Origin of the sequence: Bacillus sp. FSL P4-0248 (assembly GCF_038593305.1) — a bacterium.
Classification (GTDB): Bacteria; Bacillota; Bacilli; order Bacillales; family Bacillaceae; genus Bacillus; species Bacillus safensis.
Map to the genome: position 1 here is coordinate 3,650,692 of NZ_CP151983.1, position 14,988 is coordinate 3,665,679.

Sequence of the window (14,988 nt, forward strand, 5' to 3'; positions counted from 1 at the left end):
CCCTTGTCGATCCAGTCAGTCGATTCATTCCCGCTAACCGGTGCCCAATCAGGCATTTGGTACGCGCAGCAGCTTGATCCAGCTAATCCTATTTTCAATACAGCTGAGTATATAGAGATTAAAGGTCCTATTGATCCCATACAATTTGAAGCAGCCATTAGAAAGACTGTCTTAGAAGCAGATTCCTTGTATATGCAATTCGTTGAGGATACTGACGGTCCAAAGCAATGGATGACATCTAAGAAAGAGATTCCATTTCAATATGTTAATTTACAAAATGAAAAACAGCCTCTTGATGCGGCTAAAGCATGGATGAAAGCCGATCTTTCAACACCAGTCTCTTTAGAGAAAGATGTATTATTCCGTGAAGTACTTTTTCAGCTTGCTGACGACCGATTTATTTGGTATCAGCGCATTCATCACATTGCCATTGATGGATTCGCCTTTTCGCTCATTGCGCGTCGTGTTGCTGAGGTCTATTCAGCCCTATCGAATGGGACACCTATGCCCCCTCAAACATTTGGATCCTTACATGACGTAGTCCAAGAGGAGCTCACCTATCAACAGTCTAATCGATATGAAGATGATCAAGCGTTTTGGAAAAATCGCTTTGCTGATCAACCTGAAGTTGTCAGCCTTGCTGAGCTTGCACCAAGAACGTCGGATCATTTTATTCGCAAAACGGCTGGCTTCGATGCCGAAAAGGTAAGCAAAATGAAAAGAAATGCTCAAGCCTTCGGTGGTACGTGGCATGAAATGATCCTTGCTGCATCCGCTTTATATATGCATCGTATGACTGGTGCACATGATATTGTTTTAGGATTACCTGTGATGATGCGCCTTGGATCGTGCGCTTTACAAACACCCGGAATGGTCATGAACCTGGTACCGCTTCGTTTAACATGCAAACCAGAAATGACGCTATCAGCACTTGTTCGCCAAGTATCTGATGAACTAAAAGCCATTCGCCCTCATCAAAGATATCGCCACGAGGACATGCGGAGAGACTTTAAACTTATTGGAAGAAATCAGCGATTATTTGGCCCGCAGATCAATATCATGCCATTTGATTATGATCTCATGTTCGATCAGAGCTTGGGTCAAGCACATAACCTCTCAGCAGGACCCGTGGATGATATATCGATCAACATATACGACCGCGCGGATGGGAACGGATTTCAAATCGACTTTGATGCGAACCCTGCCGTTTACAAAGAGCAAACAGTTGACGCTCATCAGCAGCGTTTTCTGCAATTGCTGGAGGAAATAACCGGACTAGAGCAAGAGCAAACGATCAGTCAATTCAACCTTCTTTTGTCTGAAGAGAAAGAGAACATCCTCAAGCACTGGAATGATACAAAACGAGAATTACCAAAGGAATCTTTACGGGAACTATTTGAAAAACAGGTGAGCAAAACACCACAAGCAAAAGCATTACAGTTTGAAGGAATTACTTTGACCTATGAGGAGTTGAATAACCGGGCTAATCAATTAGCTCATTATTTGAAAAAACATGACATTGGACCAGAACAATTTGTCGCAATTGCTCTGCCTCGGTCCATCAATATGGTCGTAAGTCTATTAGCCGTCGTCAAAACGGGAGCCGCATATCTGCCACTAGACCCTGATTATCCTAACGATCGTGTCGCCTATATGCTAGAAGATGCCAAACCAGCGTGCTTGCTCACAGTCAAAGAGACAGCAGACGGTTTGGACCATCCGCACATCGTTCAGCTGGATGATTCAACTGTTCATCAGGAGATAGCAGACAGTCCGCACATCAATCCGGCTTGGAGCGAGGGCTCTCCACATCACCCAGCTTACATCCTCTACACGTCAGGATCGACAGGCAAACCAAAGGGTGTTGTTGTAACAAAACGAAATGTGATCAACTTTATATTGTCCATGCAAGATTCATTTTTATTAAATCAAGAAGACCAGCTTTTAGCGGTAACGACCATTGCCTTTGATATTTCTGGGCTGGAAATGTTCCTACCGCTTTTACATGGGGCTGCTATTTTATTGGCAAAAAAAGAAACCATACAAGAACCAGCAAAGCTTTCAGACATGATTCGTTCTCATCATGTCACAATCATGCAGGCAACGCCAACGTTGTGGCATGCGTTGGCAGATGAATACCCTGATGTGATCACAGGTATGCGTGTTCTTGTTGGAGGTGAAGCACTCCCTGCCTCCCTTTTGCACACATTGCAATCTCTTCAATGTGACATTACTAATTTGTACGGACCTACAGAAACGACCATCTGGTCTACGATGGAAAATGTCACAGCACATCGAGAAAATAGTGGACCGGCAATTGGTAAACCCATTTGGAATACGAGCATTTACATTTTAGATGAAGGACTAAACCCAGTCCCAGCAGGATCAATCGGTGAGCTTTATATTGCAGGTGAAGGAGTATCCAGAGGATATCTTGGGCGATATGATTTAACGGCTGAACGTTTTGTCGCTGATCCATTCGGCACAAAAGGCACGAGAATGTATCGTACTGGTGATTTAGCCAGATGGCGTGAAGATGGTTCAATTGATTATATCAGCCGTGCCGATCATCAAATTAAAATCCGCGGCTTCCGTATTGAACTAGGTGAAATTGAAACAGTGATGATGCAGCATCAAGCCATAAAGCATACATCTGTTATCGTTCGTGAGGATCAACCTGGGCAGCAGCTGCTTTGTGCGTATGTTGTGCTGACAGACGGGTCTTCTCTGCACCCTTCAGAGCTCAGGCAGTTTGCGGCTGCATTACTTCCTGACTACATGGTGCCCTCTGCTGTTGTCGTTTTGCCAGAACTTCCACTTACACCAAACGGCAAAATCGACCGCAAAGCATTACCAGCACCAAATATGTCTTTAGTTAGTTCTGAGCGTACACCTAGAACACCACAAGAAGACATGTTATGTAGTTTATTTGCAGAAACCCTTGGCCTATCTCAAATTGGCATAGATGATAGTTTCTTTGACTTAGGAGGACATTCCTTACTCACCGCTCGCCTGCTTCGACGTATACGCGATACACTTGGTGCAGACCTAAGTATGAGTACCATTTTTGAATCACCTCGAGTTGCTGAGCTTGCGCAGCACATTGACAAAGCGAAGGACATTCGGCCGCCGCTTCAGGTTGAAGACAAACCAGATGAAATTCCATTATCCTTTGCCCAAAAACGGCTCTGGTTCCTTCATTGCCTTGAAGGGCCAAGTCCAACTTACAATATTCCACTTGTCATTCAGCTGACAGGTACACTAGATCAAACAGCTCTCATTGGTGCACTGGCAGATATCACTGAAAAACACGAAACCCTTAGAACCATTTTTCCAGATAAGAACGGCATGCCAAGACAGGTCATTTTACACCCGAAAAGTGTTCAGCCTGAACTCCATGTCACAGCTTCAAGCGATCAACAAATTGAGAATCAGTTAAACGAAGCCATTCGCTATAGCTTTCAGATTGAAGAAGAACCTGCACTTCGAGCTGAATTATTCACGCTTGATGCAAACCGATCCGTACTGCTTCTATTGCTGCATCACATCGCTGGTGACGGCTGGTCACTTGCACCATTGACACGAGACTTAGCTGCTGCTTACGAAGCCCGTATACAAGGAAAATCCATCTCCTTGCCAGCAGAACCTGTTCAATATGCTGACTATGCTATTTGGCAGCAGAAGCTGTTGGGCAGTGAAGAAAAGGCGGATAGTCTATTTGCCAAGCAGCTCAGCTATTGGAAAGGTGCCTTACATGACCTGCCTGAAGAACTTGAACTGCCTTATGACTTCCCGCGTCCACAGGAAGGAAGCTTCAACGGTGCGACGATAGACTTTACGATTGAACCCGCTTTACATCAGAACCTCCTTGAGCTTGCAAAGCAGCATCAAGTGAGTTTGTTCATGGTGCTTCAAGCATCACTTGCAGCATTACTGACACGCCTTGGGGCCGGTACAGATATCCCAATCGGCAGTCCAATTGCTGGACGGAATGACGATGCACTTGACGATATTGTGGGCTTGTTTGTGAACACACTAGTATTACGTACAAATACAGCTGGTAATCCAACCTTTAGTGAGCTATTGAAGCGAGTGCGAGACGTTGACCTAGCAGCCTATGAGCATCAGGATCTGCCATTTGAACGGCTAGTTGAAATCCTAAACCCAACCCGGTCCAGATCAAGAAATCCATTGTTCCAGGTCATGCTAGCCTTCCAAAATACACCGAAGGCAGAAATGAAGCTGACACAACTTGACTCAAACCTCTACGTGAAACCAGTAGGGTCAGCTAAATTTGATCTGACCATCGAATTGGCAGAACAAAGAACGGAAACTGGGTCAGCAGCAGGTTTAACAGGATTGTTTGAATTCAGTACAGATGTATTTAAAGAAAGCACCATTCGAGCAATCGCTGACAGAATGAAGCGCTTTTTAACTGAAGTGACTGAGCGCCCACATGTGCCGATTGGCCAAGTGAATATTTTATCAGATAAAGAGCGGCAAACATTTCTCCCTGACAAAAAGACAATTGCTCAGTTAGACCAAGCACATAGTCTCCCGGCTTTATTTGAAAAAACGGCGCAGCAATACCCTGATCGAGTGGCTGTAACGTATGGCAATAGGCAGCTGACCTATGGTGAGTTAAACAACAAAGCCAATCGTCTTGCTCATTTATTAATAGAAAAAGGCGTTGGACCAGAACAGTTCGTTGCACTTGCCCTGCCTAGATCAATCGATATGCTCGTAAGCTTATTAGCCGTTCATAAAGCAGGCGCAGCCTATGTTCCGCTTGATCCAGATTACCCAGCAGATAGACTGGCATACATGATACAAGATGCCAAACCCGTTTGCAGCATCACAACAAAAGCAGATGCAGTGCATCTTCCAGCTGATTGCGATTTGATTTTGTTAGACGAAAAGGAAACGAGCGATCAATTGCTGACAATGCCAAATCACAATCCGGCTGATATAGACAGAATTGAGCCGCTATCTTCTCTGCATCCGGCCTATATTATTTATACATCCGGTTCTACAGGGAAACCAAAAGGAGTGGTCATCCCACACCAAAATGTCATCCGTCTTCTGACATCTACTGAACATTGGTTCCATTTTGATGAAGAAGATGTTTGGACAATGTTCCATTCTTATGCCTTTGACTTTTCAGTATGGGAAATATGGGGACCACTTTTATATGGCGGCCGGCTTGTCATTGTACCTCATACCATCTCTCGCTCTCCAGAAGAGATGCTGCAGCTTCTAGTCGAGGAAGGTGTGACTGTGCTTAATCAAACACCTTCTGCCTTCTATCAGCTCATGCAGATAGACAAGGAACAACAAACACTTGGTCAAGCATTATCACTCCGCTATGTCATCTTTGGAGGTGAAGCATTAGAGCTTAGCAGATTAGAAGATTGGTACAGCCGTCACTCAGACTGTAAACCAAAGCTAATCAACATGTACGGCATTACAGAAACCACCGTTCACGTTACGTATAATGTACTCAATCGAGAGATGATCACAAAGAACTCCAGCAGTTTAATAGGCGAACCGATTCCTGATTTACACGTGTACGTACTAGATGAATACCTACAGCCTGTTCCCCCTGGGACGACAGGTGAAATGTATGTAGCTGGAGCTGGCCTTGCAAGAGGTTATCTAGGCAGACCTGACCTGACATCAGATCGATTCCCTGCCGATCCTTATGGAGCACCTGGCACAAGGATGTATCGTACAGGCGACCTTGCGCGCTGGACAGAAGAAGGGGATCTTGATTACATTGGCAGAGCTGATCATCAAATTAAAATACGCGGATTTCGCATTGAACTTGGAGAAATTGAAGCCGTTCTGGCACGCCACGATGCAGTTGCACAAGTTGCCGTCATGATGCGAGAGGATCAGCCTGGCGACAAACGCTTAGTCGCCTATATCGTCACAACTGAAGAAGACCGTTTCGATACTGAAACCCTTCGTCATTTTGCAGCAGCCAGTCTTCCTGATTACATGGTTCCCGCGGCATATGTACAAATTGACACCATGCCGCTTACAGCAAACGGGAAGCTTGATCAAAAATCACTGCCAGCACCTCAATTGCATATACAGCAAGCAGATGGCCGCGGCCCAAGAAACCCGAAAGAGGAAATCCTATGTCATCTCTTTGAAGAGGTGCTTGATTTACCTAAAATCAGCATAGACGATCGCTTTTTTGACATTGGCGGGCATTCCTTACTTGCGGTTCGTTTAATCAGCCGCATTCGTGATGCACTTGGTGTCAAACTAAGCATCGGAACGTTGTTTGAAGCACCAAATGTGGCAAGTTTGGCAGAGAAACTAGAAACAGGAAGCGATGAAAACGCACTAGAAATCCTGCTGCCACTGCGAACAAATGGAGAAAGATATCCTCTCTTTTGTGTTCACCCGGCAGGTGGTCTTAGCTGGTGCTATGCAGGTCTCTTGAATACATTAGAAAAAAACATCCCTATTTATGGATTACAGGCTCGAGGAATCGCAAGAAAAGATGACTACCCGCACACACTAGATGATATGGCTGCGGATTACATCAAGCACATCCAAACGATTCAGCCAAAAGGCCCTTATCATCTTCTTGGCTGGTCACTAGGCGGAAACGTTGTTCAGGCAATGGCTACACAGCTCCAGCAGCAAGGTGAAGAAATCGCACTCGTTGCGATGCTGGATGCCTATCCGAACCATTTCTTACCGATTAAAGCAGCACCAGATGAAGAAGAAGCACTAATCGCTCTTCTTGCGCTTGGCGGTTATGATCCAGATACCTTAACAGGTGAACCGCTCACAATGAAAAGTGCCGTCGACATTTTGAAAAAAGATGGCAGTGCACTAGCAAGCTTAAGTGAAGATGCCATTAGAAATCTAAAAGAAACCTATGTGAATTCAGTTCGATTGCTCGGAGAATATCAGCCAAAAACTTATCAGGGGGACATATTATTCTTTAGATCTACCATTATCCCAGATTGGTTTACACCAATTGATCCCGAAGCATGGGCACCTTATATCAACGGAACAATCGAACAGCACGACATTCATTGCCGGCACAAAGACATGTGCCAGCCTAAACCCCTAGCAGAAATTGGTGTCATCTTAGACAACGCACTGCATCGGGTTAAACAAAAGCACTAAGAATAAAGGAGAGATGACAAATGACAAATCCCTTTGATCGTGAAGACGGTGTATTTCTTGTGCTGGTCAATGAACAAGGACAGCATTCACTTTGGCCATCATTTGCACCAGTGCCAGATGGATGGGAAAAGGTCTTTGGTGAAGACACTAGAAATGCCTGCATCGATTATATCCAGACACACTGGCAGGACTTGCGGCCATTAAGCTTAACAAAAGAACCTGCGCTAGCACATGGAAAAACGGAATAAATCACCGCACCCTGATCTCCATCAGGGTGCTTTTTTGACAGAATAAACATCACCATCTTTCAGCTCTTTCTGCTACAATTTAATTGAGAATGTTTATCAATCAATAAGAGATCAGGTGGTTTTATGGGAAACAACAATCAATTACGTACATTGGCAAATGCCGAACAATTCATCTACCGATTAACATATACTGAAAAAATAAATAATGCAGAGCTTCCACATACAGAGCAGCAGCTATCAGATACATTCTGCCTCCTCTTCAGCATAAGCGGCAGCGGTTTACTCACATTGAACGATCAAAAATGGCGATTGAAACATCTGACCCTCTATACAATCATGCCTGGGGAAACATTTATGTTAAAAACAGAGCCTTATCAAAAACACGAGCTCTATCTGTTTCGCTTTCAGCTCTACACGCTGCAAAATCAAAACATAGGAGAAGTATCAACGGAACATGCCCGTTCTTTACTGAATAAATGGCAATTTATCGATATTAGCTCGATTGAACATATTCATTCTTTATTGTCCGATATGACAGAGGAATGGCAAAGACCTGAATCCATTAACTTTTTTAGAAGCCAAACTCTTTTTCAGCAGCTCATTATGCAGCTTTTCACACTGTATAAAGAAGATATTTGTGACACGGCACATGCCCTTTTCAAAACAAAACAATATATCGATCAACATTCCGAAGAACCCCTCAGCCTGACAAGTCTATCTCATATGGCTGGCATCAGCGCCAATCATTACAGCGAGCTATTTAAAAAGCATTTTGATGTGAGTGTCAGTGATTATATCACCAAAAAAAGGATGGCTAGAGCCAAACAATTAATGGCAAAAGGCAACGCAAAGCTCAAAGACATTGCACTGGAAATCGGCTATCAAGATCCGTATTACTTCAGCCGCATCTTTAAGAAAAAAACGGGCATAACCCCTTCAACTTATATGAAAAGCCGTCAGCGGAAAATTGCAGCCTATGGCCATTCCATACTCGGCCAGCTCACACCCATTCATATCATCCCATATGCTGCCCCTCTTCACCCTAAGTGGACAGCACATGATTTTGAGCATCATGCAGAAGAAATTCCGATTCACCTGAGTGCACATCGGATCAACGAGCACGCTGAAGCCAATTTACAACTATTAAAAGAAACAAAACCTGAGCTGATCATTGCCAATGATCATGTGACAGAGGAAGAAAAACAAGTGTTAAAAACCATCTGTCCTGTTCACTTTGTTCCATTCACACAATTAGATTGGCGCACTCAATTCAAACAAACAGCTACGTTCCTAAATGAAGCGAACGAAGCAGAAGAATGGCTGATTCATTACGAGGAACTCGTCATTCAAGCGAAAAAGGCATGCCTTTTTGATCATCCACCAAAAACCGTCCTGCCTCTTCGTATCTTTCAAGATCAGCTCTATTTGTCTGTGAATCGCACCATGTCAGAAGTAATTTTTCAAGATATTGGCCTTCTGCCAGCTTTTCAGAATGACGGCCAGCTAATAGAAAAGAAAATCAGCATTCGCTCTATACAACAGCTAGATCCAGACGCCATCTTCCTCTTCCTGCATAAGGAGCCAAAAACCATTGCTTTTTATCAAAAGTTAAAGCAGCAGGAGTCTTGGCAAAATCTCAAGGCTGTGACGCAGCAAGCCGTCTATCCACTTACGTCTGACCCTTGGCGTGAATACACAGCAGCCAGTCATCAACGAGTCATTCAGGACCTTTTATCTTTTTTTCCGTAAAAAGTCCATCATTTGACAGATCATTGTCTATGGATAAAAGGACAAAAGACTACTACAATCTTTAATTGAGAACAATTATCAGTTAAAGGAGAAAACAAATGAAAAAATGGTTCGCATTGCTTATCCTTTGTATCATGACGATCACCGCAGCAGCCTGTGGTGCTGCAGAAAATAAACCTGCTTCAAACACGACCAAAAGCAAGTCAGCTGAAACAGCAGAAACAAATATCAACTACTTAGATCAAACGTACAAACTCAAAACACCAGTGAAACGAATTGTCATTGCTGGAAGCCTTGAATCAATGGAAGATGCAAAATTACTTGGTATCGAGCCTATTGGTGCTTCTACTGTAGGCGGCACATTCCCTGAATTATTTAAAGACATTACAGCGAAAACAGAAGGTATCGGTGAAAAAACAGAACCGAACCTGGAAAAAATCCTAAAACTAAAACCAGATGTCATACTCGGATCAACCAAGTTCCCGCCTGCAACAATTAAAAAATTGGATAAAGTCCAAACGACGATCCCAGTATCCCATGTCTCTTCTGACTGGGAAAGCAATCTATTATTACTCGGTGAACTGACTGGAAAAAGTAAAGAAGCGAAAAACATCATTTCTGATTATCAGAAAGATCTCAAACAAGCGAAAGAAACCCTGAAAGACAAAAGCAGCAACAAAACAGCTGTCATTTTGCGCATTAGACAGGGCGACCTGTACGTTTACCCTGAAGACGTATACTTCAACTCTACCTTATATGGGGACTTAGGATTTACAGCACCAAGTGATATCAAAAAAGCCAAAGCACAAGCATTGATTTCATTGGAGCGCCTAGGCGAACTCAATCCTGACTATATTTTTGTTCAGTTCTCTAAAGAGGAAAACTCCTCGAATCCAAATGCATTGAAGGACTTAGAGAAAAATAAAATTTGGACAAGCCTAAAAGCTGTGAAAAATGGGCACATCAATGAAAATGCCGTTGATCCTATGCTTCAAGGAGGAACAGCACTAAGCAAAACAACCTTCCTTGATAAGGCTGTCAAATGGTTAGATCAAAACAACTAAACAGATGCGTGATCAGATTTTTGACAAAGGGCTAAATTGTTTAGCCCTTTGTCTTCTTTTCAACGCAGTTGAAAACCTTTAGGAGAGGATACACATGAACGGAACGTTTCTATATGATGAGTTTAATGGGCGTCAGCTTGATATTTACCTCCCACAGGACACCTCTATTGATGTTCCAGCTGTCTTTGTACAAGATGGCTCTTCTTTGTTTAGAACACACCTGCTAGAGATCGAAAGAATGATCGAAACCAAAACCATCTCACCAATCATCATTGTCGGCATACACCCATTCAATCGACTTGACGAATATACACCATGGAAGGCGTCATCACTGCGATCTGGGTTTCCTGACTTTAAAGGTGAGGCACAGACGTATGTGTCATTTTTAGCGAATGACTTACTCCCATATATCAAAAGAGAATATCCAGTTCAAGAGACCTGTCATGAACATAGCCACGTAGGTGCTTCATTAGGCGGGCTGTTTGCTATTTATACTTTATTCATGCACCCTGATCTTTTTAAAAACATCGCATCGATCTCCGGGTCATTTTGGTATCAAGATTTTCTACCGTTTGCTAAACAACAAAGCATTCAGTGTGTGGATCACTTTATTTATTTGTCTGTAGGCAGTGAAGAAGGGAAAGGCAAAACATCTGCTCAACAGCACATGCCTTTATTCAACAAACAACTGCATGACCTTTTATTACAGAAAGGGATGCAAGAAAGGCAGCTGCAATATCACATCGAACAAGGGGAGGGCCATCATCTGAAACAATTTCAAAAAAATTTCTTATCGGCCCTAAAGTGGTTTTATCAAAGAGAACGCTAATTTTTTATCAGCATGGCACAAAGCCGATATGATATATTGGAACGTATAGATTGAAAGAGGAGGGATTTGCGCATGAGACCTTTACAAATCTCAGCCGATACCGCACAAAAGCTTGCTGCATCACTCAATGTACCGTTAGAACAAATCATGCATATGCCGCAGCATATCTTATTAGCTAAATTAGCGGAGCTTGAACAGAAGAAAGATCGTTCTTCTTAAAGAAATAAAGGAGTTTACATTCATGGAACAACAACTAGAAAAATCAACATTACATCCTCGCAGTACAGGACAAACCATCCTGCTGATTGCTGGGATTTTGCTCATTGCATTTAATCTTCGGCCTGCCATTACATCCGTTGGCCCTGTTATCGGCGCGATTCGTTCCGATTTACAGCTTTCAAATGGACTGGCGGGTTTTCTTACGACATTACCACTGCTCTCATTCGCATTGCTTTCTCCAATTGCACCTAAAATCGGAAAACGACTTGGCAATGAACGAACCCTCTGGCTTGGACTTGCCGTCCTTCTCTTTGGGATTGTGATTCGCTCGTTTGGCTCCATCACCTTCTTAATGATTGGAACAGCGCTGGTCGGCGTTGGAATTGCGATTTGTAATGTGCTCTTACCGGGGCTTGTGAAGCATAAATTTCCTGCACATGCAGGCTTGATGACAAGTGTATATACGACTTCAATGTCCGTCTTCGCTGCACTTGCTTCAGGTGTCAGTGTTCCGCTCAGTCATACGATGCCTGGCGGCTGGAATACATCATTCCTTGTATGGGCTGGACTTGCCCTTCTCGCCATGATGGTTTGGGCGCCGCAGCTTCTTCATCAGAATACAGCGGCCGTCAAAAGTATTTCTCTTACAGAGCAGCCAATATGGCGTTCACGTGTTGCATGGCAGGTGACCTTTTTTATGGGGTTGCAGTCATTCCTTTTCTATAGCAGCATCGCATGGTTTCCTGATATCTTAACATCCCATGGAATGAACCTGTCGACAGCTGGATGGATGCTGTCCATTATGCAGTTTGTTGGGCTGCCATCCACCTTCTTAACGCCCGTTTTTGCAGAAAAATTAAAAACGCAAAGACCGCTTGTCGCCGGCCTTGTCCTTGTGTATTTACTCGGCATGATTGGACTTCTCCTCGGAGGATCGACGCCTATCCTTGTCATCTCTGTTCTATTGATCGGCATTGGACAAGGGGCCAGTATCAGTCTTGCCCTCACATTTATCGGTTTACGTACAACCAATATGGAACAAGCAGCTGCCCTCTCTGGAATGGCGCAGTCTCTCGGTTATTTATTAGCTGCTGTTGGGCCGTTCATGATTGGTATCCTTTTTGATTCCACACATACATGGACACCAGCGATTATCATCTTTATCATCATCCTATTTTTCATGTTTTTATCCGGTATGCGTGCTGGACGCAGTGTCTATATTTCAGATCCTTCATAAAAAAAGAACCCGCCTCCTCGTGAGACGGGTTCTTTTCTACTTATGCCTGCTCTGTCACATGTACCTTTAACGTTGCTTGTACCTCTGGATGAAGCTTCACCGGTACATTTGTGTAACCTAATGCACGGATGGCGTCATTCAGCTCGATTTTACGCTTATCGAGTTTAATTTGATGATCTTTTTGCAATTTATCAGCGATTTGTTTGCTTGTAATCGAGCCAAACAAACGGCCGCCTTCACCTGATTTTGCAGTGAGTTCCACTGTTAACGCCTCAAGTGTTTCTTTTAATTGTTTTGCTTGTTCAAGCTCTTGGATGGCATTCTTTTTCTCTTTGTTTTTCTGCCCTTCCAATGCGCTTAGGTTCGTTGGAGTTGCTTCAACAGCTAACCCTTGTTTGATGAGAAAGTTGTGCGCGTATCCGTCAGCTACATTCTTGACTTCGCCTTTTTTCCCTTTGCCTTTTACGTCTTTTAGAAAGATGACTTTCATCTTTGAACCCCTCCTTCGAAATATTCGTCTATGGCAGCCTTTAATTTCCCTACCGCTTCTTCAATGGTTATACCATAAATCTGGGTAGCAGCGTTAGTCAGATGACCGCCGCCGTCTAATGCTTCCATAATAATTTGAACGTTGATTTCCCCTAATGATCTGGCACTAATGCATACTGTGTCGTCATCTCGTCTAGCGACAGCAAATGACGCTTCTACCTCACTCATTGACAACAGGGAATCCGCTGTCTGGGCAATCGTAATTTGATCATAATACTCCGACCTGTCAGATGGCAATGAAGCAATGGCCACCTGATTTTGATACAGTTCTGTATGCTGAATGAGTTTTGCTCGTTTGATGTAATGATCGACGGTTTCTTTTAAGAACTTTTGCACAAGGACAGGATCTGCTCCCTTTGCACGAAGGTAGGATGCTGCATCGAACGTTCTTGACCCCGTTCTCAGGGAGAAACTCTTCGTATCAACGATGATCCCAGCCAGAAGCGCAGTCGCCTCAATCATGTTAATCCGTAATTTCTTCGGCTGATACTCTAAAAGCTCTGTCACAAGCTCTGCTGTAGATGAAGCATACGGCTCCATATAAACAAGTAAAGGATCACGGATAAATTCCTCGCCGCGTCTATGATGGTCAATGACCACGACATTTTCAATCTTATTCAGCAGCCGTTCCTCCATGACGAGAGACGGTTTATGTGTGTCTACGACGACAAGCAATGTGTCATCCTTTGCAAGCTCCATTGCTTCCTCTGGGGTGATAAAACGTGACCAAAGCTCTTCATAATTTTTAATTTCACTAATTAAGCGTTGAACACTGTCGCCAATCTGATTGGCATCAATGACAATATAGCCTTCTTTTCCATTGGCCTGGGCGACCTTTAAAATCCCAATGGATGCACCGATCGAGTCCATGTCTGGGAACTTATGCCCCATGATCATGACATTACCGCTTTCAGATACAATTTCTTTTAAAGCATGAGAAATGACCCGTGCGCGTACGCGTGTCCGTTTCTCCATTGGATTCGTTTTTCCACCGTAGAATTTCACTTTTCCATTCGGCTGTTTAATGGCGACCTGATCCCCGCCTCGTCCGAGGGCAAGGTCAAGACTCGACTGGGCAAGTGCTCCAAGCTCTTTCAAGGAAGGAACGGACGCACCGATCCCGATACTTAGAGTAAGCGTCGCACTATGTGCCCCTGTTTTCTCACGGACCTCGTCTAAAATGGAGAATTTTGACGCTTCAAGCTCAGCTAAAATGCTCTCATTTAGAACCGCCATAAATCGTTCAGACGAAATTCTCTTCAGGAAAATACCGTATTCTTGTGCCCAATTGTTGAGCAAAGACGTCACTTCACTATTAATCGCGCTGCGCACTTGATCATCAAGGCCCTGCGTGACATCGTCGTAGTTGTCTAAAAAGATATAAGATAACACCGTTCGTTCATTTTCGTACTGTCGTTCAATCTGCACCTGTTCCGTGACATCAAAGAAATATAAAAGGCGCTCTGACCGTTTAATAATGACTTTGAATTTCCGGTCATTCAGCGTCACATTTTCGGTCTCGACCTCTTGTTTAATAAGAGGCACAATAGACTCGAATGTATCGTACAAGGATCTGCCGACAAGTGTGCTTTCATGAAAGCACGAAGCGAGAAACGGATTGGTCCATTCGATATAATACTGGTCATTAAACAGCATAATACCAATTGGCATCTCCATTAATGCTTCTTCTCCAACCTTTTTGACTCGATAGGATAATGTTGAAATATATGAATCAATCTCTTTCTGCACTTGCGTATCTGCCCACTTTAAGAAGTAGAGCACACCTGCAAGGACGATAAGACCAACTGCTCCTATGATCCAATTGAAATAAAGGTTGAGGAGGACTGTGACCACCGCAAGAACAATTAACGCGAAGATCGGATACTTGATGACAGGTTTTCTATAGAAGCTTGGCACTGATATCAACTCCTCAACATTCAG

At 43.6% G+C, this 14,988-nt stretch carries 9 protein-coding genes; 7 read left to right on the plus strand and 2 right to left on the minus strand.

Annotated elements, in window-relative coordinates; translation table 11 throughout:
- The first annotated feature begins 3 nt into the window (after positions 1-3).
- From NST65_RS18765 to NST65_RS18795, 7 genes are all read left to right on the plus strand, one after another.
- Entirely contained in the window at positions 4-7,152 is a 7,149-nt protein-coding gene (locus tag NST65_RS18765) for a non-ribosomal peptide synthetase (RefSeq protein ID WP_111927496.1), read from the plus strand.
- 20 nt (positions 7,153-7,172) lie between these two features.
- A complete protein-coding gene (locus NST65_RS18770) occupies positions 7,173-7,400 on the plus strand; it encodes an MbtH family protein (RefSeq protein ID WP_025093680.1) in 228 nt (75 codons plus the stop codon).
- Positions 7,401-7,523: 123 nt separating this feature from the next.
- Positions 7,524-9,149, plus strand: a complete 1,626-nt coding sequence (locus NST65_RS18775; RefSeq protein WP_111927497.1) for a helix-turn-helix domain-containing protein — start codon at positions 7,524-7,526, stop codon at positions 9,147-9,149.
- Positions 9,150-9,247: 98 nt separating this feature from the next.
- Complete coding sequence (locus NST65_RS18780) at positions 9,248-10,213, plus strand: iron-hydroxamate ABC transporter substrate-binding protein (protein ID WP_034283615.1); 966 nt, start codon at positions 9,248-9,250, stop codon at positions 10,211-10,213.
- 94 nt (positions 10,214-10,307) lie between these two features.
- Positions 10,308-11,042, plus strand: coding sequence for an alpha/beta hydrolase-fold protein (locus NST65_RS18785; RefSeq protein ID WP_034283617.1), 735 nt, complete (start codon positions 10,308-10,310; stop codon positions 11,040-11,042).
- A gap of 72 nt (positions 11,043-11,114) precedes the next feature.
- Complete coding sequence (locus tag NST65_RS18790) at positions 11,115-11,261, plus strand: YycC family protein (protein WP_064498621.1); 147 nt, start codon at positions 11,115-11,117, stop codon at positions 11,259-11,261.
- Between the two features lie 22 nt (positions 11,262-11,283).
- Positions 11,284-12,498: an MFS transporter gene (locus NST65_RS18795; RefSeq protein ID WP_034283619.1), complete on the plus strand. Its 1,215-nt coding sequence runs from the start codon at positions 11,284-11,286 to the stop codon at positions 12,496-12,498.
- A gap of 40 nt (positions 12,499-12,538) precedes the next feature.
- Here NST65_RS18795 and rplI read toward each other — a convergent pair whose 3' ends face one another.
- Both rplI and NST65_RS18805 read right to left on the minus strand, forming a co-directional pair.
- Positions 12,539-12,988 (minus strand): 50S ribosomal protein L9, encoded by a 450-nt coding sequence (rplI, locus tag NST65_RS18800; RefSeq protein WP_008359128.1) that lies wholly within the window; start codon positions 12,986-12,988, stop codon positions 12,539-12,541.
- Positions 12,985-14,964 carry a DHH family phosphoesterase gene (locus NST65_RS18805; protein ID WP_041118447.1) on the minus strand — a complete coding sequence of 660 codons (1,980 nt, stop codon included), beginning with the start codon at positions 14,962-14,964 and terminating at the stop codon, positions 12,985-12,987. Before NST65_RS18805 ends, rplI begins: the two co-directional genes overlap by 4 nt.
- Between the last annotated feature and the right edge of the window lie 24 nt (positions 14,965-14,988).